The 23,812-nt window shown below is 64.0% G+C and carries 18 protein-coding genes and 2 tRNA genes; 1 reads left to right on the plus strand and 19 read right to left on the minus strand.

Features of this window, described 5'->3' with window-relative positions; translation table 11 throughout:
• Positions 1–10 precede the first annotated feature (10 nt).
• The 12 genes from AC3ARF_RS09485 to AC3ARF_RS09540 form a co-directional block, all read right to left on the minus strand.
• Positions 11–1,615, minus strand: a complete 1,605-nt coding sequence (locus AC3ARF_RS09485; RefSeq protein ID WP_498927344.1) for a lipopolysaccharide biosynthesis protein — start codon at positions 1,613–1,615, stop codon at positions 11–13.
• Positions 1,579–2,937: a glucosamine inositolphosphorylceramide transferase family protein gene (locus tag AC3ARF_RS09490; RefSeq protein WP_498927345.1), complete on the minus strand. Its 1,359-nt coding sequence runs from the start codon at positions 2,935–2,937 to the stop codon at positions 1,579–1,581. Before AC3ARF_RS09490 ends, AC3ARF_RS09485 begins: the two co-directional genes overlap by 37 nt.
• A 599-nt stretch (positions 2,938–3,536) precedes the next feature.
• Positions 3,537–5,000 carry a TIGR03013 family XrtA/PEP-CTERM system glycosyltransferase gene (locus AC3ARF_RS09495; RefSeq protein ID WP_498927347.1) on the minus strand — a complete coding sequence of 488 codons (1,464 nt, stop codon included), beginning with the start codon at positions 4,998–5,000 and terminating at the stop codon, positions 3,537–3,539.
• 167 nt (positions 5,001–5,167) lie between these two features.
• Positions 5,168–5,244 (minus strand) — tRNA-Arg (locus AC3ARF_RS09500).
• Between the two features lie 118 nt (positions 5,245–5,362).
• Positions 5,363–5,455, minus strand: a tRNA-Ser gene (locus AC3ARF_RS09505).
• A gap of 66 nt (positions 5,456–5,521) precedes the next feature.
• On the minus strand, positions 5,522–5,725 hold the full coding sequence (csrA, locus tag AC3ARF_RS09510) for a carbon storage regulator CsrA (RefSeq protein WP_498927349.1): 204 nt from the start codon (positions 5,723–5,725) through the stop codon (positions 5,522–5,524).
• A 137-nt stretch (positions 5,726–5,862) separates the two neighbouring features.
• Entirely contained in the window at positions 5,863–8,496 is a 2,634-nt protein-coding gene (alaS, locus tag AC3ARF_RS09515; RefSeq protein WP_498927351.1) for an alanine--tRNA ligase, read from the minus strand.
• 250 nt (positions 8,497–8,746) lie between these two features.
• On the minus strand, positions 8,747–9,253 hold the full coding sequence (gene recX, locus AC3ARF_RS09520) for a recombination regulator RecX (protein ID WP_498927353.1): 507 nt from the start codon (positions 9,251–9,253) through the stop codon (positions 8,747–8,749).
• Between the two features lie 49 nt (positions 9,254–9,302).
• Positions 9,303–10,340 carry a recombinase RecA gene (recA, locus tag AC3ARF_RS09525; protein ID WP_498927355.1) on the minus strand — a complete coding sequence of 346 codons (1,038 nt, stop codon included), beginning with the start codon at positions 10,338–10,340 and terminating at the stop codon, positions 9,303–9,305.
• Positions 10,341–10,537: 197 nt separating this feature from the next.
• The gene (gene lexA, locus AC3ARF_RS09530) at positions 10,538–11,230 is read right to left on the minus strand and encodes a transcriptional repressor LexA (RefSeq protein ID WP_498927357.1); all 693 of its coding nucleotides are present in this window, start codon (positions 11,228–11,230) and stop codon (positions 10,538–10,540) included.
• A gap of 77 nt (positions 11,231–11,307) precedes the next feature.
• Complete coding sequence (locus AC3ARF_RS09535) at positions 11,308–11,808, minus strand: CinA family protein (protein WP_498927359.1); 501 nt, start codon at positions 11,806–11,808, stop codon at positions 11,308–11,310.
• 69 nt (positions 11,809–11,877) lie between these two features.
• On the minus strand, positions 11,878–14,442 hold the full coding sequence (locus AC3ARF_RS09540; RefSeq protein ID WP_498927361.1) for a TonB-dependent receptor: 2,565 nt from the start codon (positions 14,440–14,442) through the stop codon (positions 11,878–11,880).
• Between the two features lie 592 nt (positions 14,443–15,034).
• Here AC3ARF_RS09540 and AC3ARF_RS09545 point away from each other — a divergent pair.
• Positions 15,035–16,048, plus strand: a complete 1,014-nt coding sequence (locus AC3ARF_RS09545; protein ID WP_498927363.1) for a hypothetical protein — start codon at positions 15,035–15,037, stop codon at positions 16,046–16,048.
• A gap of 333 nt (positions 16,049–16,381) precedes the next feature.
• Here AC3ARF_RS09545 and mobF read toward each other — a convergent pair whose 3' ends face one another.
• From mobF to AC3ARF_RS09580, 7 genes are all read right to left on the minus strand, one after another.
• Positions 16,382–19,024 carry a MobF family relaxase gene (gene mobF / locus AC3ARF_RS09550; protein ID WP_498927365.1) on the minus strand — a complete coding sequence of 881 codons (2,643 nt, stop codon included), beginning with the start codon at positions 19,022–19,024 and terminating at the stop codon, positions 16,382–16,384.
• Complete coding sequence (locus tag AC3ARF_RS09555) at positions 19,024–19,677, minus strand: ankyrin repeat domain-containing protein (protein WP_498927367.1); 654 nt, start codon at positions 19,675–19,677, stop codon at positions 19,024–19,026. Before AC3ARF_RS09555 ends, mobF begins: the two co-directional genes overlap by 1 nt.
• Entirely contained in the window at positions 19,674–20,342 is a 669-nt protein-coding gene (locus AC3ARF_RS09560) for an ankyrin repeat domain-containing protein (RefSeq protein WP_498927369.1), read from the minus strand. The genes AC3ARF_RS09555 and AC3ARF_RS09560 overlap by 4 nt, the downstream gene beginning before the upstream one ends.
• 57 nt (positions 20,343–20,399) lie before the next feature.
• A complete protein-coding gene (locus tag AC3ARF_RS09565; protein WP_498927370.1) occupies positions 20,400–21,419 on the minus strand; it encodes an ArdC family protein in 1,020 nt (339 codons plus the stop codon).
• Positions 21,416–21,595 carry a hypothetical protein gene (locus AC3ARF_RS09570; protein WP_498927372.1) on the minus strand — a complete coding sequence of 60 codons (180 nt, stop codon included), beginning with the start codon at positions 21,593–21,595 and terminating at the stop codon, positions 21,416–21,418. Before AC3ARF_RS09570 ends, AC3ARF_RS09565 begins: the two co-directional genes overlap by 4 nt.
• Before the next feature lie 72 nt (positions 21,596–21,667).
• Positions 21,668–23,557: a type IV secretion system DNA-binding domain-containing protein gene (locus AC3ARF_RS09575; protein WP_498927374.1), complete on the minus strand. Its 1,890-nt coding sequence runs from the start codon at positions 23,555–23,557 to the stop codon at positions 21,668–21,670.
• On the minus strand, positions 23,550–23,792 hold the full coding sequence (locus tag AC3ARF_RS09580) for an ankyrin repeat domain-containing protein (protein WP_498927376.1): 243 nt from the start codon (positions 23,790–23,792) through the stop codon (positions 23,550–23,552). The genes AC3ARF_RS09575 and AC3ARF_RS09580 overlap by 8 nt, the downstream gene beginning before the upstream one ends.
• Between the last annotated feature and the right edge of the window lie 20 nt (positions 23,793–23,812).

Below are 23,812 nucleotides of genomic sequence, written 5' to 3' on the forward strand. Positions count from 1 at the left end.
GCCCGCCGTTTCATTTTCTGTCATCTGGCACGGCCTTCGCGCCCCTCCGGAAGGAGAGCAAAGACCGACGCAACTGTCCGTCCATCGCCAGCACGGGCACCGCATAGAAGCCCATGAACAGGATCGCCGTGACGAACAGGCGAAACCAGGGCTCCTCCATGCCGAAAAGGTCGCTCGCCTGCGCCACGTAGACGAAGAACGCGGCGCACCCCAACGCGGTGAGAATTGTCCTCGGTCTCGGAAACTTCACCAGCCCCTTTGGGCAGACAACCAGGAGCAACGCGGCGAGCGCGGCATAGCTCGCGGCCGTGGCCCATGCGGCGCCGACGTAGCCCATCCCCGGCACCAGGATGAAGTTCAGCGCCACGTTCAAGGCAGCCGCGGACGCCATGATCCCCAGCATCAACAACGAGCGGTTCTTGAGCAGCAGCCCATAGCTGGCGACGTCGAACCATGCGTATACCGAAACGGTGATCCCCACGATGACGAAAACGCTACCCGACGCAGCCTTGTCGGCACCGCTGAGGGTCACCAACAGGTCCTGGCCGCACACGATCAGCAACGACACGATCGCCGCCACCGCGTAGGTGAGCAGGTGCAGCACCCGGGCCTTGAGTGCGACCACCTGGGCACTGCCGCCCACTTCGTATGCCCGGGTCACCGCCGGTGTGAATGCTTCGGACAACGTGGCGCTGATGAACATGTTGACTTGCATGGCGAGCGAATAGCCGATGGCGTAGATCCCGGCAACGGCAAAGTCGCCCGTGATCTCCTTCAACAGGACGCGATCCAGGTTGTTGAGGATGCTGCTGGACAACTCGGTCGCCATCATCGGCAGGCCGAACAGCAGTCCCGCCCGAAACGCCCGGAGGTCGATTGCGCTGCGTTCGATGCGCACATTCCGCCGCATCCAATCCAGGAACCATGCAAACATGGCCAGCGTCGCCACCAGCTTGGCCGTGTATGCGGCCGCGGCCGTGGCCTGCACCAGAAGCACCGCCGCCAACACCAGCAGCAACTCGGTCAATCGCCCGGCCACGCGCGTCTTCATTACGATGTCGGAGCGTTCCCTCGCCCGCGCCACCATCTGGACAATGCTGTTGGCCGCCAGCATCGGCATCATCACCACGACACACCAGAACACCGGGTGCAGTCCCACCCCGGTGACGTCGTGCCACACCGCCAGGGCAATGGCGCCCACCATCCAGACTGCTGCCGACATCCCCATCGGCAACATCACCATGTTGGCGCCAAACGAGCGCAGTTCCTCGGGATCGCCGTCGTAGGGATAGAAGCGGATGAGCGTGTGCTGCGATCCCAGCTTCATCACCGCTACGCCCAGCAGCAACAGCGCGTCGTAATAGCGGAGGATTCCATACTCGGTGTTGCTCAATACGCGCGTCAGGATCGGAAACGAGACGACGCCCGCCAGCAGCACGAAGGCGTTGGAGAACGAGTACCGCAGGTAATGTGTTGCGATTCCCGGCGGCTTTGCCTGCGCGGGCGCGACGGGAACGCTTCCACCAGGGGAGGAGTCGTCCTTCCTGCCGCCCGGCTGCAGTACTGAGGATTTGACATTCATCGCTGCTGCGTCCTGGCACGTCTCCAACGCCACGGGCGGTCGCGCAGCGCGATCGGACCTGCGGGCGCGTCGAACGCAGCGGTTGATCCCGTGCCCGGGCCGGATACCTTGACGCCCCCGGCAGGAGTGGGGAGCCAACCCCGGACGTCCAGCAGTTCCACGTCGCCGTCCACGCTGTAGGTATGGCACGCATCCAGCGCGGGCGCCCAATCCGGCGCCAACTGCGACAGCGGGCGTTCGCGAAACGTGTCGGGACCGAGCTCCAACACCTCGTGGAAGACCACAGCCGCACCGTACCCGGCTCCGCAATTCTGGGCGGGGCGAATCAGCCGTCCATCACGGTGAAACAGCTTGCCTGCCATGCGAGCATGGCGCACGTCGCTCACGACCGGTGACATTGGATGCGGCTTGAATTCACCGTGAAGGCTGTCCGCCACGAACAGGAAGAGCTCGTCCCAGGTACTGTTTCCGCACTCGGCCACATTGGCGAACAGGTACCAACGGCCTTCGTGATGGAACAGCGTTGGGTCCACGCATTCCCAGCCGGTCAGCAGGTCCCGTTCCCGCGTCCAATGCAGGGGAAAGTCGGTGGCACGATAGAGGCTGGCGCGTCGTCCATAGCCGGTTTCCACCGTCATGTACCACTGCCCTTCCCAGTTGAATGGCTGCGGAAAGGAGAGGTGCCCCGCCTCTTCCAGTACTGTGCCGAGCCGGCGGGTACGTCCACGCTCGACCTCGATGCAGGTGATGATCCCCTTGTTGCGCCCGTCATCGAGCATCTCTTCAACGAAAACCAGCGTCCTCCCGTCAGATCTCACCACGCATGGATCGGCCCACCAGCCATGCTCGGCTTTGAGGATCTGATGCGGTCCGATCGTGGGTGTCGTGGGGTCCAGTGCAGCCCCGTCGCTCCTGAGCACCAGCGCCCAATGGGGTGGCTTCCTGGCCCGTGCCTTCATTGACCGCAGCGCGGCTCCCATAACTGAAAGGATGGCCCGCACCCCGGCGAACCGCCCGAGCGGCTGCTCCTGCAGCCGTAGGGTCGCGATGCCTTGGAGCGGTCGCGCCACGCTCCCCCGGCAAACATCGCGCAATGCCCGCAACAGAAGCGGCGCGATCTTGCGGAATGCCATTTCCCGCTGCAAGCGGAAAGAGGAGAACCGGGTGCGACCCCAGCTATCTGCCAGCGGCAGCGCTTCCCCTTCGACTGGCTCCAGGGTGAGCGCGACCTGGGAGACGTCCTCCCCCCGGATCATCGGGCCCAGGAGGGAAAGCCCCGCGTGCAGAGGATCGGTCAGCGTGGGCCCGACCTGCCAGCATCCCAGCCGGGCCACAGCCGCCAGTTCCACTGCCATTTGGTGTGGACCTGCCAGAAGGACCAGGTCTGGTCCCAGTTCTCCGACATGCGCCGGCACGGATTCCGCACGTACCCGCACCGGGGAGGCGACGGCGCCTGCGATGCCACCGTCGGCGTCCACAGCTGTTGGGGAAATGCTACCTTCCCGCCCCTTTCCCAGGACGCGCTGGAGATAGCAGAACGCACGGAGGCCCCACCGGACGCGCTGCATCCTACCCAGGGGCATCCCAGGCACGGTGACCACTGTCAACACGATCCAGTCGCATGCTGAGGCGAGCTGGCTCAATGCCGCCATCCATCCGGGCACGCGCGGTGGCGTCACCAGCACCACGTTCAGCGGCTGGGCTGCTTCGGAGGGCGGTGCATACAGGGTACTTCGACTTACCGACGCATCTCGAGGCATCGCCCGCTCCTCAGGTCCATGGCCACGGCGTTGCCTGCAGGGCATACCTCGATCACAGGCCCCGATAGTTCAAACGGGGCCAGCTTGGTAGTCCGGTCAATCGCCGCGCGAGTCCCGGCTTTCCGGGGACAAAGCGGCCAAGCGGTCCCTGATGGGAAGACCGCTGGCAGCTCACCCGCCACGAATCGTGGCGATCAACGGGAGCCCCGCCGGAAGATCACCGTTTCCACGGTCTGCAGCATGATCATCACATCAAGCCCGAGACTCTGGTTCTTCACGTAGAACAGGTCATAGGTGAGCCGGTGCTCCTGGTCCTGCACCGAGGCCCCGTAAAGACAACGCACCTGCGCCAATCCAGTCAGGCCGGGCCGCACGCAATGACGCACGTCGTAGTAGCGCACTTCACGCTTGAGCGTGGCGACGAACTGGGGACGCTCCGGCCGCGGTCCCACGAAACTCATCTCGCCACGCAAGATGTTGAACAACTGTGGCAGCTCATCCAGATGCGTCGTCCTGATGAACTCGCCAACCCGGGTGCGGCGGTCGTCATTCTGCGTGCACCAGATCGCCTGCCCATCCTTTTCGGCATCCACGCGCATGCTGCGGAACTTCAGGATGTCGAACCACTGGCCGTTTTCGCCGACGCGCGTCTGCTGGTAGAGGATTGGCCTACCGGACTCCAGCCAGATCGCCGCGGCCACCAGAAGCATGACCGGCCACATCACCAGCAACAACAGCGAGGCAACCACGACGTCGAAGATCCGCTTGCTGACCTGGCGGGCAAGCGAATGATCAAAACCGCCCGAGAACGCCAGCCAGGAAGGGTCCGCAAGTTCGGTCTTGATCACACCCTGCTCACGCTCGAAGAACGTGGAAACGTCGGTGATGACCACACCGTGCTGGGCGCAGGCGAGCATCTCATCCATGCAGAGCCCCCCACGGCGGTCATCCAGGGCGACGACGATCTCATCGACCTTCAGCTCGTTTGCCAGGATGGAAAGCGCTGATGAGGCGGGGAGCAACAAGTTCTCCGGCACCACCGAAGGCTGTCCCGGCACGGGCACGAATCCCAACAGCGTCAACGTCTGTCGGTCGCTATCGCGCCGCAGTCGCTGGTTGATGACGTCCGCGTGGTGCCCGGCCCCCACGACCACGATGCGGCGCTTGAACAGGTCGCCCTGGAACATTCGACGCCAGACCGGTCGGAAGCAGGCAATACCAACAAGTCCAAAGGCCAGCGCGAGTACCGGGATGGGCCAGCCCATGCCGGCATCCGTATAGAGCTGATACAGCACGGCCAGTGCGACCCCGCTGAAAACGAACGAGAGGACCAAGTGCTTCAGGAAATCAACCCGCGTGTGGCGCAGGCTGAATTCATACAGTCCGAACGCCGCCATCGACGTAGTCACCAGTGCGGGCACTGCCAGCACGTGCAGCCACGGCGAAGCCATGAAGTCAGCGAAACCCCCGTGGTCATCCAGGAGGCGGACCTGGGCCGCCAACACGACCGCCAAGGCCAACAGAAGGAACTCTGCCAACCAGAGCAGGACGACCGCCCGTTTCTTCCTACTTCTACGGAATGTGTTCATTGCATCCACGTCAGGGATAGCGGCGTGGTGCCAGAGGCATCGCAGACGGATCACGTCCTGTTTCCCCAACGGCCTTTCGCGTCAGCAGCAATCGCTGACAGCGGCACCATTGACTCCAACGCCAGGGCCTTGTTGTTCCGGCCAATTCAGGGTCATCGGCGCCCACACGGCGCGCTTTCGGCCGGGGAAAAAGCAGAAAGGCCGATGAGTTGCTCATCGGCCTTTCTGCTCTTGTATGGCGCGCCCGGAAGGATTCGAACCTCCGACCCCCAAGTTCGTAGCCTGGTGCTCTATCCAGCTGAGCTACGGGCGCGTAGTTGAAAAAGTATGACGTCGATTTTTCGAATCGTCAACAATTTCGTTACCGCTTTTTTCCGTCGCCTGATGCAAAAAAGCCTCGGAAAAAGCCATCGATCGACGATGGATGGAACTGGCGGAGACTGAGGGATTCGAACCCTCGATAGAGCTTTTGACCCTATACTCCCTTAGCAGGGGAGCCCCTTCGGCCACTCGGGCAAGTCTCCGCGAAAACACTTCCACGCGGGGCGCAGAGCATAAACGCTCAGCCCGCCCGGGGCAAACTTTTTTTATCAGGGCTGCTCGTTGCCGGCGCCGCTGTTAGCCGCGTCGTTGCCCTGCTGGATACGCTGGTAGATCTCTTCGCGATGGACAGCGACATCCTTCGGCGCGGTGATACCGATACGAACCTGGTTGCCCTTCACCCCAAGCACGGTGACGGTGACGGAGTCACCGATCATCAGGGTTTCGCCGACGCGGCGCGTCAGGATAAGCATCTGTCTTTCTCCTAGGCCAGTTCCGTTCCAGGGACCGGCTCGTTACGCCCCGCTCGCCGGGGCTTTCCGAATTTCGGGCAAGTCGTCAATTATCAATGCCCGGGCGGCCTTGGACAAGCAACCCGGTCACCAACCAGTCAGGACAAGCGATCATCCACCCAAGTCGGCACGGCTGCCAAGGCCGACATAAGTGCCGGGCCGTCGTCGCCGCCGCCCTGGGCCATGTCCGGCCGGCCACCGCCCTTGCCATTGATCTGACCAGCGATATGGCCCAGCAGTTCCCCGGCCTTGACCCGGCCCAAGGCATTGCCGGCCACGCCGGCCACCAGGGCCGCCTTGCCGTCGTTTGTACCCGCCAGGACGATTACTGCGTCCCCCAATTGCTGCTTGAGCCGGTCCATCGCATCGCGCAAAGCCTTCGCATCGAATCCCTCCAGTCGCGTGGCTATTACCCGCACACCACGCACGTCGACGGCCGAACCGGCCAAATCAGCGGTCGCACCCGAAGCGGCCTTGGCCTTGAGGGCCTCGATTTCGCGCTCGAGCTTCTTCTGGCGGTCCAACAAGGCTTTGAGCTTGTCGGTCACGTCGGCTGCATTGCCGCCCAGCAACCGCGCCGCTTCGTCCAGGCGCTGCTCCTCGGTGGCGATGTAGTCCAGCGCTCCCTGCCCGGTCAGCGCCTCGATGCGGCGCACACCGGCGGAAACACCGCCTTCGGACACGATCTTGAATACGCCAATGTCGCCGGTGCGTGAAACATGGGTGCCGCCGCACAGCTCGGTGGAGGTTTCGCCCATGCGCAGAACGCGCACTTCGTCGCCGTACTTCTCGCCGAACAGCGCCATGGCACCGAAGTCGAGCGCGTCCTGCATGCCCATGTGGCGCACTTCGGCCTCATGGTTGTGGCGGATCTCGGCGTTGACTCGGCGCTCGATCTCGGCGAGTTCGGTGGCGGTCAAGGGCTGGAAGTGAGAGAAGTCGAAACGCAGGCGTTCCGGCGCCACCAATGAGCCCTTCTGGGTCACGTGGGTGCCGAGCACGCTGCGCAGCGCGGCGTGCAGCAGGTGGGTAGCCGAGTGGTTGAGCACGGTGGCGCCGCGGCGTGCCGCATCGACGGCGCCCATGACGCGGTCACCGCGCTTCAGGCTGCCGTTGAGCTGCTTGCCCACGTGGCCATGGAACTGGCCGGCGAACTTCAGCGTGTCACGCACCTGGAAGCGGCTGCCCTTCTCGTCCAGCTCGCCGGCGTCGCCAACCTGGCCACCGCTTTCGGCGTAGAACGGGGTGCGGTCGAGGATGACCACGGCCTCGTCGCCCACCTCGATGGCGTCGACCGGGCGGCCGTCCTTGAGCAGGGCCACGACTTCGAGGCCACCGTCGGTGAGCTTGTCATAGCCCAGGAACTGCGTGGGCGACAGCTGCGCGGCCAGCTCGGCCGGCATGGTGGTGGTGTTGCCGAACTTGCCGGCCGCCCGCGCGGTCTCGCGCTGGTGCTCCATGGCGGCCTCGAAGCCGTCCATGTCCACCGACAGGCCCCGCTCGCGGGCGATATCGGCGGTGAGGTCGACCGGGAAACCATAGGTGTCGTAAAGGCGGAAGGCGTCGACGCCGGGAATGACGCCACTGGAACGTGAGGCGACGTCGTCGAAGATCCGCATGCCCGAGTCCAGCGTCTCGGCAAAGCGCTCTTCCTCGGCCAGCAGTGCCTTCTCGACGAATTCCTGCTTGGCGGTGAGCTCGGGGTAGGCGTCGCCCATGACCTGGACGAGCGGCGCGACCATGCGGCTGAAGAAGGGACCCTTCTGGCCCAGCATCCAGCCGTGGCGCAGGGCGCGACGGATGATGCGGCGCAGGACGTAACCGCGGCCTTCGTTGCTCGGCAGCACGCCGTCGACGATGAGGAAGGCGCACGCGCGGATGTGGTCGGCGATGACGCGCAGCGACTTGTTCTGCAGGTCGGCGGTGCCGGTGAACTCGGCGGCCTTGCGGATCAGGTGCTGGAACAGGTCGATGTCGTAGTTGCCGTGCACGCCCTGCAGTACGGCGGCCAGGCGCTCCAGGCCCATGCCCGTATCGACGCACGGCGCCGGCAGCGGCACCAGGGTGCCGTCGGGCTGGCGGTCGAACTGCATGAAGACGTTGTTCCAGATCTCAATGTAGCGGTCGCCATCCTCGTCCGGGCTGCCCGGGGGGCCGCCGGCGATGTGCTCGCCGTGGTCGTAGAAGATCTCGGTGCACGGTCCGCAGGGGCCGGTGTCGGCCATCTGCCAGAAGTTGTCGGAGGCGTACGGTGCGCCCTTGTTGTCGCCGATACGGATGATGCGGTCGACCGGCAGGCCGATCTTCTTGTGCCAGATGTCGAAGGCTTCGTCATCGGTGTGGTAGATCGTGACCAGCAGGCGCTCCGGGGCCAGCCCCCAGACTTTGGTCAGCAGTTCCCACGCCCAGGCGATGGCCTCTTCCTTGAAGTAATCGCCGAAGGACCAGTTGCCCAGCATCTCGAAGAAGGTGTGGTGGCGGGCGGTGTAGCCCACCTGGTCGAGGTCGTTGTGCTTGCCGCCGGCACGCAGGCAGCGCTGGACGTCGGCCGCACGTACGTAACCCGGCTTCTCGCTGCCCAGGAACACGTTCTTGAACTGGACCATGCCCGAGTTGGTGAACAGCAGGGTCGGGTCGTTGGCCGGGATCAGCGGCGCGGACGGCACGATCGTGTGGCCCTTGCTGCGGAAGAACTCGAGGAAGTCGCGGCGGATGTCGCTGGTGGTTTTCATGCCTGGCACGCAAAGTCGAATGCTGGGGCGGCACCGGGTCGGCCCGGGCCGACCACCACCATGGGGCAATCGATTCGAGCAGGCAACGGGGGCCGGAATAGCCGATTAGCGTAGCAGGTTGGGGGTCATGGGTCGCGCCCGGGCTGGGGCCGCAAGTCGCGGCCCGTTACCCGCTTGGTCGCGACCCCTGCCCGGGCGCGCTGTAGACGTGGCTGTGGCTGGGGCGGAAGGCAGGAGCGAGGCCGCGCGGTCACTCGAGGTCGTCGGGGTCGTAGCGAGTGGCGCGACGGATGGTGTCGGCGTCGAAGCCGCGGCGGGCCAGGAAGTCGGCGGCCTTCCGGCGTACAGCCAAGTCCGACAGGACTTCGGGACCGTATCGGCGGCGGACCAGATCGCGGGCATTGGCTGCCCAATCGCCGTCAAAGGTGTCCAAGGCTGCCGCTACCGCGTCGCGGTCGAGTCCGTGGGTGCCCAGTTCGGCCCGTATGTGCAGGGGCCCGTAACCGCTCGCCGAGCGGCTGCGGACCAGACTTTCGGCGAAACGGGTGTCGTCCTGCCAGCCTTCCTGCGCGAGGCGATCGACGGCGGCCGTGGCCGCCTCGGCCTCTATGCCCCGGACCTTGAGCTTGCGGGTAAGCTCCCGCCGCGAATGCTCACGCCGGCTCAGGAGGCCAATGGCCCGCTGTACCGGCGTGAGCTCGGGCCGCTTGCGGCGGCCGCGCCCCGCGCGCCCGCCACCGGCATTGTCGTCATCCATGCCCACGCCGCCTCAGCCCCGCCCGCCGCCCGGGGGGCGGGCACGGAGCTCACTCCTCCAGGGCCGCAGTGTCGTCTTCATCACGACGCGCCTCGGCCGGCACGAACTTCTCGCGCAGCGCGGCCTCCAGACGCTGGGACAGCGCCGGATTGTCCTTGAGGTACTGACGGGCATTTTCCTTGCCCTGCCCGATGCGCTCGTCGCCCACGCTGTACCAGGCGCCGGACTTGTCCACCAGCTTGGCCTCGACGCCCATGTCGATCAACTCGCCTTCGCGGGAGATGCCTTCGCCGTACAGGATCTCGGTGACGACCTGCTTGAACGGGGGCGCCATCTTGTTCTTGACCACCTTGATGCGGGTCTGGTTGCCGATGATCTCGTCGCCCTTCTTGATCGAGCCGATGCGGCGGATGTCCAGGCGTACCGATGCGTAGAACTTCAGCGCGTTGCCGCCGGTCGTCACTTCGGGGCTCTGGCCGGGCATCATCACGCCGATCTTCATGCGCAACTGGTTGATGAAGATCACCAGGCAGTTGGAGCGCTTGATATTGCCGGTGAGCTTGCGCAGCGCCTGGCTCATCAGGCGGGCCTGGAGACCGGGCAGCTGGTCGCCCATCTCGCCCTCGATTTCCGCCTTGGGGGTCAGCGCGGCGACCGAGTCGACCACCACCATGTCCACCGCATTGGAGCGGACCAGCATGTCGGCGATTTCCAGCGCCTGCTCACCGGTGTCCGGCTGCGAGACCAGCAGGTCGTCGATGTTGACGCCCAGCTTGCCCGCATAGATCGGGTCCAGCGCGTGTTCGGCGTCGATGAAGGCGGCGGTGCCACCCATCTTCTGGCACTGCGCGATGGCCTGCAGGGTCAGGGTGGTCTTGCCCGACGATTCCGGTCCGTAAATCTCGACCACGCGGCCCTTGGGCAACCCACCGATGCCCAGCGCGATGTCGAGCATCAGCGAGCCGGTGCCGATCACCTCGGCGGCCTCGACCGCGCGGTCGCCCATGCGGATCACCGAGCCCTTGCCGAACTGCTTCTCGATCTGGCCCAGGGCAGCGGAAAGGGCGCGCTTCTTGTTCTCGTCCATCGTCAGGTTCCTTGGTGGCATGTCGTGTGTTGGGTTCACTGTAGTGGCGGCGGGTCGCACAGACTGAGACCTCGCCGCCCGAAGAAAAGGTTAGGCGTCGAGCCACGCAAGCGGCAGCAGCAGGGGACGGACCGCGGGGTAGGACAACGCCGCGCCCTCGTGTGGGGCCCTTGGCATGGCAGGCGTCAGCGGCCCCCTCACCGGTTCGGCCTCACCAGCCCGCAGTACAGGCCCTCGATGGCGAAATCCTGATCGGGCGCCACCTCGATCGGTTCGTAATCTGGGTTGCGCGGTAGCAACCGGATGCGGTCGCGACCAATTTTCAGCAACTTCACGGTGATCTCGTTGTCTACCCGCGCCACCACGATCTGGCCCGACCGGGCGTCCGGGGTGCGATGCACGCCAATCAGGTCCCCGTCGAAGATGCCTTCGTCGACCATGGAGTCGCCCTTGACCTTGAGCAGGTAGTCCGGCGCGGGCGAGAAGAACACCCGGTCGAGCAGCACGTAATCGTCCGAACCGATGTCGGCCCCGATGGGGCGCCCTGCCGCCACCTGCCCCAGTACGGGGAGGCGTAGCGCGTCGCCCGGTGTGCCGTCGGCCGCAATCGTCGCGCCTGGCGTCACGTTTCCTTGGGCCGCGTCCCCGCCATCGATGCCCTGCCCCAGCACGGCGAGGCCCGCTTCGGTCAGCCGCAGTCCGCGGGCCTTGCCGGGGACCTTGCGGATGGCACCGGCCTGCTCAAGGGCCTCCAGGTGGTACTGCGCCGCGCGGACGCTGCTGAACCCCATGGCCGCCGCGATCTCGGTCTGCGACGGGGGCATGCCATCACGGGCGATGCGGGCGGCAACGAGTTCGAGGATCGCGTGCTGGGTATCGGTGATTTGCATGTTAGTAGTAATACTACTAACGGAATTGCAGCGCAAGCACCCCTACTGGCCGGCTCCACTGGCGCCCACCGAGCCGCTCAGTTCATCAGGTCCAGTAACCCATGCAGGGCCGCAGCAACGGTCTGACGACGTACGGCCTCGCGGTCACCGTCGAAATGGAATACCAGCGCCGTGGGGTAGCCGCCGCGCTTCTTCCACGCGATCCAGACCGTACCGACCGGCTTGTCGTCGGTACCACCGCCCGGGCCGGCGATGCCCGTGACGGCCACACCTACGGTCGCCCCCGAGTGGACCAGCGCGCCCGACACCATCTCGATGACGGTGTCACGGCTCACCGCGCCATGCTCCTCGAGCGTCTGCGGACGCACTCCGAGCAGGGCCTGCTTGGCCTCGTAGCTGTAGGCCGCCATGCCGCACTCGAACCACGAAGACGAACCGGCAATGTCGGTCAGTGTCTTGGCGATCCAGCCGCCCGTGCAGCTCTCGGCGGTGACGAGGGTCTGGTGGTTGGCCTGCGCATTGCGGCCCACCTGTTCGGCCAGCGTGCGCAGCGCGGCATCGGAGACGTCGACGTTCATGCCGCGACTATACCGGCTCGACCGCCGTGGCCGACACCCGCGCCTGTCCCGGCGCGGGTGCCGATTGCCTCAATACGCGACCCGGAAGGTGACGCCATACGTGCGGGGCGCCCCGAGGAAGGCGTTGTACGAGTTGAACGCATTGCCGGGCACCGGCGAGACGTTCTGCAGCGGTGCATCGAAGCCCACCTGCGCGTATTCCTCGTCAAACAGGTTCTGCGCCCAGAGCTCGACCATCCAGCGGTTGTCGTCGCGGCCAAAGCCCAGACGCGCGTTGACCACGGTGAACGCGTCCTGCGCCTTCTCGACGTCCAGGTCGGAGCCGGTGTTGTATTCCGACATGTACTTCGCGCCGACGTTGAAGCGCCCCACCAGCCCGCTGCCGATGCCGCGCTCGTAGGTCGCGCCCAGGGAGGCAGACCAGTCCGGAGCAAAGCTGACCTGCGAGCCCGGCAGCTTGTACAGCGCGCCGTTGGGGGCAACGAAGTCGGCGCCCGGAATGGTGTCGGCGTAGCGCGTGCGTGCGTAGGTGACGCCGCCCTGCAGCAGCAAACCCTTCGTCGCCTGCCACATCATCTCGGCATCGAGACCCTTGGATGTGACCTCCGGGATCGACCGCACCACGAAGCTGGTGCCGAGGAAGCTGTTGAGCTGGAAGTCGTCGTAGGTCTGGTGGAACAGCGTGCCATTGAGCAGCAGGTTGCCATCCAGCCAAGTGGTCTTGGCGCCGAGTTCGTAGCTGTCGACAAACTCCCCCTCGAAGGAGGTGTCGTTCACCGGCACGATGCCCGCAGTGCCGCTGGACAAGCCCGTGTTGGACTGCACGCGGTCCAGGTTGAAACCGCCGGCCTTGTACCCGCGGGCCGCCGAGGCATAGGTCATCAGCTGCTCGTTCCAGCGGTAGGCCACCTTCAGGGTGCCGGACCATTCCTTCTCTTCGCGCTCCTGGTCGGTGACACGGCCGTTGTGCCGTGGGTTCGCCCAAGGCAGGCAACTGAAGCCGATCACGTTCGGCACCGCGGCGCTGGCCTGGGCCACGGTCAACCCCCGCGCCACCAGCGCTCCGACCACCTGTGCCGGGTTGGTCAACATCGCGCCGCACCCGGCGCCGCCATTGGGGTTGCTGTAGACCGAATGCAGTTGCTTCTTCTCACGCGTGTAGCGCAGGCCCAGCGTCAGATCGAGGGCATCGGTGGCATGCCAGGTATTGTTGGTGAACAACGCAGCGCTCTTGGCGTTCTGCTGGTAGCGGTCGTCGGCGCCGAAGCCGGCAAACACCGTACCAAACGGGCGCCCGCTCGCCTGTGACAGGAACAGCGGCGCGGTGGGCGACGCGCCCAGTGCAGGGTTGATCATCGACAACAGCGCGATCGACAGATACGGCTCGTAGTCGGGCCCGATGCGATAGGTTTCGTTGCGGGTCAGGTCCTCGTCGGTGTAGAACGCGCCCACCATCCAGTCCACGCGTTCAGTGGAGCCGGTCAGGCGCAGTTCCTGGCTGAAGGTCTCGAAACCGGTAAAGGATTCATCCTTCTCGGGATTGCGGTACAGGATGTCCGCACTGCTGAAGTCGAAGTCCAGGCCGTTGATGGAGCCCCATTCGCGCCATGCGGAGATCGAGGTCAGCGTGGCCTCGCCGAACCACGGCGTGATCCAGTCCAGGTGGGCGGCCACGCCCTTGTCCTTGATGTCCTGCTCGGTGCTGCGGTTGCTGTAGGCAACCCGGGCAAACGGGTCCGCCACGGGGACCACGCCCTCGTCCGTGGCCAGCGCGTCGATGATGCGCGCGGTAGCGCCGCGTACCACCGTCATGCCGACGCAGCAGTTCTCCTCGCGACTGGTGAAGTCGCCGCTCAGGCGGATATCGAGTCGGTCGCTGGGCTCAAACAGGAGCTGTCCGCGCAGGGTGTGGAAGTTCTGGTCGCCATCTTCGGTCTCGCGGCGCGGCCCCTCCCCGGTCCGCACCTCGCTGAAGCCGTCGCGCTTGCGCTTGGCGCCGTACACACGGAACGCGGCACTCTCACCAAGCGCACTGTTGAAGCTGCCGGCCGCGCCGACCGCGCCGTAGTTGCCGAACGTCAGCTCACCTTCGGCGGAGGTCTCGTAGTCGGGCCTGCGCGTGACCACGTTGATCACGCCAGCGGAGGTGTTCTTGCCGAACACCGTGCCCTGCGGCCCCTTGAGCACTTCGATCCGCTCCAGCTCGCCCAGGTCGCCGAAACCGACGCCGTTGCGGGGGCGGTAGACGCCGTCGATCAGGACACCCACGGAAGACTCCAGCCCGGCGTTGTCGCCCACCGTGCCAATGCCGCGGATGCGCGCGGTGGTCTGGGCCTCGCTTTGGGTGCTCGTCACGGTCAGGCCCGGCACCAGCACCTGCACGTCCTTCACGTCACGCACCCCGGTATCGCGGAGCAACTGCTCCGGCAGGGCCGTGACCATGATCGGCACGTCCTGCATGGCCTCTTCGCGCTTCTGCGCGGTCACGGTGACCGCGGAGAGCGTGGTGGCCTCCTCTTCTTCGCGTTGCTGCCCGGGCGCGTCCTGCGCCACCAGCGGCGTGGCGAACGCCATCACCAGGACGGCGGCGACGGCCTTGGCCAGGCCATGATGCTGCGGCGTGCGTGCTGACATTGTGCTTCCCCCATTCTTTGGACGCAGGGGCCCCCGCCCCGTGCCGCCCTTCCCCGATACAAGCCGGTATCGCGCCAAGGCTGCCGCCCACCGGTCCTGAGGCCGAACCTAGCACGCCGTCACAGGTTTACACGCTGCAAAGCAGCAACCAGACCTGGCAGGACCAGGGGCACACGGCGGGCGATGCCAGCCCCCGCCGGCCGGCCGGAGACTGACAATCGCTACAATCAGCTTCCGGCGCGTGCATGCACGCCGCGCCTCCGTTTCGCAGCCACCTCATCGAATGACCCAGACCGCCGAGAAGACGCCTGAACACACCCCGCTGATGCGCCAGTTTGTCGGTATCTAAGTCACTTCATCTTTTTAAGCTACTTTTTAGGCATTTCCCGCATCTGTCCATAACATAGGCACCGATATGGACGCCTTGTGGACACCTCGATTTCCTTCATTTGAGCGGTAAGAAGACGAACCACCAAGAGGCGCAGGATATGGAGCACGGCAAGTGGCGGTGAGTGGTTATAGCCATGGCTGGCAACCCTGTCGGGCATGCCACTCAGCAGGTGCCGAGGTGCGCATTGAAGGGTCGTGGCACATGCGCGCGAACCCTGGCTACTGGGGAAGCTCCAACCCCGAGGTTTTGGTCTTGGGGTTCTCCAAGGGAGCCACTCAGATGGCCGCGGCGAGCCAGGCGAACTTTGATGCAGTGGCTTTTGCCGGGATGCGGACCCGCCTTACCCAAGTGCTCGATGCCCTAGGGGTGGGCCTGCAAGGCCAATCCATCGATGAGGCCCTCACTGCCAAGAGCAAAACCTTGGGGGCCGCCTCTTTGGTCAGGTGCGGCCTGTCTCTGGATGTCGGGGGCCGGCTTGTCACCAGTGGCACCATCATGCCCAAGGCCCTGAGCTCTCCCGCTACTCGTGGTTTCATGGCCACTTGCATTCAACGGCACCTGGACCCCCTCCCTGAAAGCGTTCGCTTGGTCGTCCTGCTTGGCACGACGGATGCCTATATGAAAGGAGTGCGTTCCCTCTTCGCTGATCGCTTCCCCGACTACCGCACCGTCAATGACGTGGCCTTTTCGGCCCAAGGCCGACTGTGGGTCTTCGCAGCACACCCGAGCCCGGCCAATGGGGAGTTCAAGAACTGGCTGACTGGCAGTCCATCTGAGGGTTCGGGCAGGAAGCGGCATCTGGCGCTGCTAGCGCTGGGTCGATCAACTCCAACCCGTCCGGCCGAGCCCACCCCGGCTAGGCTCCCCGCCCCGCCCCGGACTACCAATGCAACGCCGCGGAGCGTTCCCGAGGCGGTGCCGCTGACCACCCGCCCCGCCAAACTATCCACGCTGGCGGAGACCTTCTATCTCCTGACCGACACCGGAGCCAAACAGATCCCGGTGCGAATGAAGAACCAGGACACGGGCCGAGTGGCGTTCCGGCTGTCCAAGCTCGGAAATACAAAGAGCGACAGCGTCGAGGTGGACGAAGAAGCCGAGGCGCTTCGACTGTGCCAGACGGGCCAATACTTGATCCGCGTCATCACCGAAGGCAAAGCCGGATCCAATGCACTTGTGCGCCCCGGGCTTGGGCGTCGCATCGTCGTGCGATAGCACTACCACCTGAATTTTGTAATCCGGTATGCTGTTTTTTCGAGGGTGCAGAAGCTTGCGTGGCTCGGTAAGGACACGGTCCAGACCACCGCAATACACGCCAAAGCAACTGCAACCGCATCCGCGGTAGTCCACCAATCCACCACCGAGGAGCCGGCCTCAAATCCGGCAAGCGAGGAACACTGCAAGACACGACACAACCAGGAGACTACGAACATGAAGGCAACACTGACCCTCACGCTTCAAACTCGCTGGACTGTCGTTCTTACCGTGGCCGCGCTTATGGGGATGGCGACCTCTGCGCAATCCTGTGCACCCTCACCGCGCTAGCAGCTACCGCCGCAGCGCCTTGCCCTTCAACTGCATCTGCTGCTCGCGAACTACCGCGCCCATTTGCCGCCCAAGATCCTTCGCCGGATCGGATTGCGGCACCACGATTTCGACCTTGGGCTTGGGTAGCTGATCGATAGCGTTGAGCTTCGGGCGAACCTGGCTGATCCGCCCTGCCATCTGGTCCAGATCGTCTTGTGAGCCGTAGAGCCGGTAGTTCTCTTTCATACGGGTGAAAGCCACCAGCTGCATGTTCCGATCGGTCATAGAAGGGTTGGCGAGCTGGTAGACATCAGGGATCGACTGCCCCTGGGATTTGTGGACCGTGCCAGCGTAGCCGTAAGTCAACGAGGGGAAGTCCGCGGTATCGAACTGGACGAGCCTGCCGTCTAGCTCAGGGGAGTCGCTTTGAGTGCGGATCCGAAGGTGCCAGCTGTGGGCTTCCCTACCCCTCTCCAAGCCCTCCACGACGCCAAACAACCCGTTGACCACCCCGAGATCCTTCTCGCGGGCGGAGAAACGAACCCGATCCCCCGTTGAAAGGGTGAGGTCGTGCCACTTGCCGCCAGCCTTGGCGATGAAGCTAGCCTCCTCCGCTCCAAGCTCCCCGGCACGCAAACGCTCGCCGCGGATGGCGTGGTTCAGGAGCGACACCTCGGCGTTGGTGCCGCCGATCACCAGTTTGTCCTTCCCTTCACGGTGGTTAGCCACGTAGTCCTGGGCCAGTTGAGCGATGGCTTCCTTGCGGGTCCCGTGAGACGAGACCTGTCCTTGCTGACGAACACGATCCATAAACCGCGCGCCCAGGTGGTCGGCATCGGAATACATGAGGTAGGCAGTTTGAAGGTCGGTCATGACCTTTTGTCGCTGGATCGCGGTGATCTCGACCGACCCCACACTCTCTTTCATGGATACGAACGGATTGCCGGCCACAACGGGCGGGATCTGCTTGGCGTCACCCTGCATGATCAGCTTCCCGCCCACGGCGTCGACGTGGCCCTGGATACGATCGATCGCTTCGGTGCCGGCCATGCCGGCCTCATCGAAGATGAGCACGTCCCGGTTGGTGAGCTTCCGCTGACCCTTATCCAGGTCGTGGAGCAGCTTCTCCACCGAGAAGCTCTCGATATCGGCACTGGCTTGGAGTTTCAGGGCCGCGTCCCATGAGGTGGAAACACCGATCACTTGGAAGCCCGACTGGCGGAAGGACTCCACTACGGGCTTGCTGATCGTCGTTTTGCCAGCGCCCGCCCGGCCCTCAATCACGCATGTTCCGCCCGTCTCACATGTCTGGAACATCACGCCTTGGCGCTGATTGGGCGTTAGGGGAAAGCCCTGTTCTTGCTCGCAGCGTAGGATGGTCTCCTTCACAAGCTGCGGATCCAGTCGCACGGTCTTGTCCTCGATCCGGCTCTCCGCACGGGTCTTGATCCGCTGCTCCATGTCGATCATCCACTGGGCGGCGAAGCGCTGCTCGCCAGCGTCTAGGCGCCCGCGCTTGGGCGGTTCGAGCTCGACGATCTGATTGCGAAGCATGAAGGCCTCGGCCTCCTTCAAGACACCCTGCGCGTCCATGCGCCCGATGTTCTCAACGGCCACGCGCTCGACGACATGGGCCATCGTGAAGCTAGACTCGTGCTTGTGGAGGTGTTTCAAGATGTCATGATCGGTGAACTGCCCCAGTTCATCGGGCAGCCCCTTCAAGCTCTCCACCGATTGGAAAACCAGCCCAGGCTCTTCCTTGCGGAGCTGAGCCAGGCTCTGATCCCAGATCTTCGTTAGCTCTGCGTAGCTCGGCTCGTCCTTGTCCTTCCGCGTGGCTAGGCAGGCCTCCTGCTCGGAGCCGCCGTTCTTCATCTGGTGTTCGAGGATCTCGTTGCGGCGCTTGGAGTAGCGGTCGCAGAGCTCCTCGGAAATACCGGCGATCTTGTAAAAGACATTGCCGGTTTCGCGCCCGTCAGCGTCAAGTTCTCGATCTTTGATGATCCCGTAGCCCCGCTGCTTCAACTCCCAGGCTTCCTGCACGCGGGCCAAGGCACCGGCGGTCTTGATGTGGTCCTTGGCAACTTCCGTGTCCAGGGCCCGCCATTTTCCGTCTGAACCTTGGGCTACGTTGTATTGGAGCACGTGGGTATGGATCTGCATGTCGTGCGAACGCGAGCAGTAGTGCGTGTGTCCCGACGCTACAACGCCTTGGATGGCGAGCTTCTCGCCCATGCCGGCCTTTCCCGTGCGCACCTGCATGATGCTGGCGTAGTAGTTCATCCCGGCTTCGACGCCGGCATGGTGGGCTTCCATGTTCGCCTCTTTGGATGCCTGCGGGCTGCCCGCGATCAGCAGCGAGAAATACTTGTTCGACGAGAACGTGTGATCCCATCCCATGCGGGTAGCATCCCCGCTGTTCTTGCGGAGCTTGGCGCCATTCGGTGCGATGCCCTTTGCGAGCAGCTCCATGTGCTTGACGTCCACCCGGCCAGATAGGCCAAGCGCGGCGGAACCTTGCCCGAGCCACCGGCTGCTCGACTTCTCCTTGCCGTCCGCACCGATGTAATACTCGGTCGCCGTCTGCTTCATGTATTCGAGCACCGCAGCACCGTTGCGGGTATCAACTCCCTTGGCATTCAGACGGGTCATGTTCGCCAGCATCAGATCCTCCTTGGGCTGGCGCGTAGCGAAACTTCAGGCGTTGCCTGTTCGAGCTCGATGCGGTCGAAGTGTGATCCCAAGACCTTCTGCGCGATGATCCGGTCGCCATGGAGGTTGTCGCATAGCAGATCCGAGACGGACTGCCCTAGGCGATTACGGGCAGTCGCATCGACCCCAAGTTCCAGCAGTCGCTGTCCCGTGGGATTGTCAGCCCGCCCCATCGCCCAGCAATGCAAGGCGTTGTTGCCCTGCGCGTCAGTAGCCTGAGCACTCGCTCCGATCGCCAGCAGGGCGAGGGGCGCATCCTTCGCCCCCTGCGGGCTAGCTAGGCAGTGCAAGAGCGCAGTGCGCCCATCCACATCCCTGATCTCCGGGTTGGCCCCGTGTTCCTGGTAGAGGTTTGCCATCGCCCGGGCCTGGGTGGCGTAGGCCAGCGCATGCAACACCCCGCGCCCGAAATCGTCCTCAGCGTCGATGTGCGCCCCGTGGTCCAGCAGCACTGCCGCGACCTCAAACGTCGCCGCTTCAAGCAAGGGGCTGGATCCGTGGTGAAGCGGCAGGTTGGGATCTGCCCCTTGATGGAGACAGGTCATGACCTCGGCAAGCTCGGCGTCCGAGTAGATCGCAGCGCGAAGATCCTGGTTCGGGCTCATAGTTTGCGAGCCTTGGCTGAAAGCTCGGGTGAAGCCTGGCGAGACACCAGGCGACCAAGGGCTGCGTGTGGGTCTGGAAGTTGCACGCGCTGCATGCGCTGCTCGAGAGCGTGATTGTCGAGCGCGACCTTGGCTTGCTCACCAACGGCGATATCGCGAGCCGTCTTACGATCACCGTTGGTAATCGCTGGGTCTGCGCCGTCCTTCAAGAGCTGATCGATGGCCTCGCTCTTACCCATGGAAGCTGCGCAGTGGAGCGGAGTCGCCCCTTCCACCGTCCGGGCATCGACGTCCAGCCCCCCGCGATCGGCGAGGAACTTGCACATCTCGCCATCGCCAGCGTAGGCGACCACATGTAGCAGGGTGTTACCGGCATTGTCCCGGCCCTGCAAATCTACTCCAGCATCAATCAAGGTCTGCTGGATGGCTCGCGGTTCACTCTGAGGCTCCCGAATGGGCGCCACGGCCATCTGCATCACGCTCTCGCCAAACATGTTCTTGGCGTTGATGTCGTGCCCCTGCTTGATCAAGTCTTGGGCAACATGCTCAAAGCCGCCCGATGCCGCCTGATGCAATGCCGTATTTCCGTTCTTGTCAGGCCCCTGCGTCAGATACTCGCCATGGCGATACTCGAACTCCTTCCACTGTTCATTGGGCGATAGCATTCAAGGCTCCAAAACGGCTTACCTCCAAGCTAATGCGCGGACCGCGGGCGTCAACGTTCAGAGCGTAAGCTCCAACCCTTGACCCTTACTCCGCGTGCGCGAGCGCAAGCGGTCCAGGCTGGCCTTAGGATCCGGGAGTTCGACGGTCTGCTCCTTGGCCTGCTCGATGACCGGGACCTTCTCATACTGGATCTCAGGCACCTTCATGTAAGCAAGGATCTTGTCGACGTCCTGGGCAGCGCGCATGATCTCGCGAGGGTCGTTCTTCAAGGCCGCGATCCAGTGATTCACATACTGAACATGATCGCCCGGATCGAACGGCACGCCAGTTCGCCGGCAGATGTCGAACGAAGCCATCTCCGCTCGAAGCTCTTCCAAGGCATACCCCGGATCCCCGAAGCGCTCCCCGAACTTCCTATTCAGACGCGATGGATGACCGGTGGCATGGGCACACTCATGGAGTAAAACGGACATGTAGTCGCCATCTGAGGCGAATGCCAAGCGCTGCGGCATCTGGATCTGATCGCGGCTGGGTGAGTAGTAGGCCCGATCCCCGCCGTGGTCGATAGGAACACCAAGCTGGTTCACGATCTTCTGGGCTTCCCCAATGCGCTCGTCCAAGTCGCGCTGTTCGAGCTTCTGCATGGGCGGCAGGCCGTCGATCTGGGAGGCATGGAAGACGAAGAACGGGACGGCGACCATGCGGGGCCGTCCCGGCTCTTCGGGCTCGACGATCTCGGTCTTATCGACCTTCTGCCCCTGCTTGACCTCGACATACTTCACGCCGACGAAGGATTTCTCCCCCTTACGCACCTGGGCGCCCACGGAGAGGGCCTGCTTGTAGGTTCCAAAGCGAGTGTCGGTCGTGTCCACGCCCCGCTCTGCGAGTTGTTCCAGCGCCCAGAGCAGCGACCACTGGTTGGCGCCTCTGTAGGGCTGGCCGGTCGTGAAGTTGTGCGCGTAGCCGGGGATGGTGCCGGCGTCCCACTTGCGGCGGATCGGCCCCTTGCCCGACTCCAGCCCCTGGATGAAAAAGTCGGCGAGCGCCGCGGTGTGCTGGTCGATGAATGCGCTCATAGGGCGCGACCTTCTTCATCGATCCCCTCGAATAGGTCGAGCAGGTCGTCCATGTCTTCGACGGCATGGTTGTCTTCCATCGGCAGGCCCATGTCGCGAATATCGACCGCACGGATGGGCTCGCACTGGTCAAGCCAGTGAAGTTGTTCTGGGGTTGGGGTTCGGTTGCGGGTCATGTGGAACTCCGGTTTGAGGCTCCACTACTCCTAAGGCAGCAGCCAGAGATGGCAAGCTGATATCAGGTGATATCACCGCACGCGTGCCTGCCCGCTATTCTTGTTGAGCACGCGGTCTAGTGGATCAACAGAGTCGTCGGTGACGGTCTGGTTTTTCTCCTGCGGCCTTTCCAGCTCAGGCTTTGGCGTGCCGCGGTTCAAGCGGGCACCGCTGGCGTCCAGGGGGGCAGCGTTTCGCTTGGCTTGCTTGGGAACGCCCTTGGTCCACTCGGCGGGCACAAACTCGGGCCTGAGCTTAGGCAACGATTTGACGGGGAACTCCAAGAGCAGAGGATCGCTGATACCCGAGGTCTTCACGATCGCCTGAACGATGTGGCCCTTGGCCTTCTTCACCACGCCCAGCGCGCCTATTTGCGAGGGCAGCACCACGGGCCGCGTCTCCTCGTGCTGGGAACTGGACGGTCCCGGCGCTCCTGGCGACTGGCTGAAGCTGGTGATCGCCACCCTGCGCTTCCCGAAGAGATTGGCGATAAAGGTCTGGGTTTCGCCCATGGAGATGCCGCAGACAACGTGGGTGCCTACCATCGACATCAATGCCGAAGCGAAGTTGGGTGAGTAGCGCTCCTTGACCTGTTCGATGGACTGGAACCCCAGCCAGACGACGCACCCCTTGGACCGGCCCTTGTCGATGAGGGAGCCGATCTCGTCAATCCGCCCAAGGCTGGTGAACTCGTCGATGAAGAATGCCAGCGTCCGGGTCTGCTCGGCGTCTTTCAGGCTCGGATTGATCACATGCGGGATCAAGGTGTTGAGCATGGCCGCAATGGATTTGGAGGTGAGCTCCCTGTCCTTGCCCGCCTGCAGGATGACCTGGCGTGACCCTTTGTAGCCGTCATGGGCCCAGCGGCGGAACGAAAATCCCTGTCGCCCCTCCCCATTACCCCAGGCCACGGCCAGCTGCTCGATGATGCGGGTATGGGCCGCGATGGTTTGCAGGACATTGAGCGCCGTAGTGCTAGACGGATCAGCCAATAGGCGCAGGCCAGGCGGGTAGTAGGTCGCCATCAAGTCGTGCAGCTCGTAGGGGTCGGATGCTATCAGCCGATCCGCCAGGCTTCGCCAGCCCCAGGGCTTGCCCTCGTGCTGGCGCTCGTAGATAAGCGAGATCAGCACACCGACCACGATGGCCCGGGAAGCCGGCCCCCAAAACTCCCCGTCCTTGGAGGGGATGAGCGATTGGGCCAGGGTCTCGGCGGCTTCGGGTGTTCTGATATCGGCCGCAATGTCCCAATAGGCCGACCGCGCATCCGCTGGCGCCAGCAGCAAAGCATCCGGCATCGCTGCCGTGTAGTCGCCCTTGACATCATAGACCACGGCCTTGCGGTTCTTCTTGATCGCGATTTGCTCGATGAGCGGCCAGAGAATTTGTGTCTTCCCTTTTCCTACGCCACCCGAGATCATCCCGTGTCGTGTAAAGCGGCCCTTGGCGAGCCCGAGCAGCGGGTGAAGGAAGACCCACACATCCTTGTCGCTTCCCCTGCGGGCTGTCCGCTCCGCTTCCTGGCCCTCCAGTAGCCGGTCGCCCTCAATGTGGCGGACGCGGCTCGTGGGTCGAATGGACACGACGAAGACCCACCCACTGATAGCACCTGATATCACCCCCAGCAGGCCCAGGCGCAGTGCGATCCATGGATGGGCACCAAGCCAGGTCCACGCCGTCCACCCTCGCCGGCCCATCAGCGCGATCTCGTTCACGGCGTGAGCGGCCACCCGGAGAGAAGGGACCCGAGCTAGCTCGGGCTGTCCGATGGCCCAGAGTGCAGCGAGCGACAGCGAGAACGCGAGACCCAGGACTAGGCCAGCCGAAACGAAGGCGATATCCCAACGCCTGACGGTTTCAGACGCACTGACAAGCGCAGCGTCGCTTGCGCCCATGACGTCCCTGGGCTTGGCGTTAGCCATGGGGCCACTCGTCCATGTCTAGCGGCGTTCGGCCCAAGTGATCGCGGGCGTGAACATCGCAGCCTGCGAAGAGCAGCGCGCACACGAGATCGGGGCGGCGAGCCCTCACGGCTAAGTGCAATGCCGTCTCCCCGTTGTCGAGCGTTGCGTGGATGTTGGCGCCGGCATCGAGGGCTTCGTTGAGCTCGTCGAGTGATCCGCGCCTAACGGCTTCGTGCAGTGCGTAGTTATCCATCCAATCAGCAAAGCAAAGGA

This window comes from Lysobacter sp. KACC 24251 (assembly GCF_057747755.1).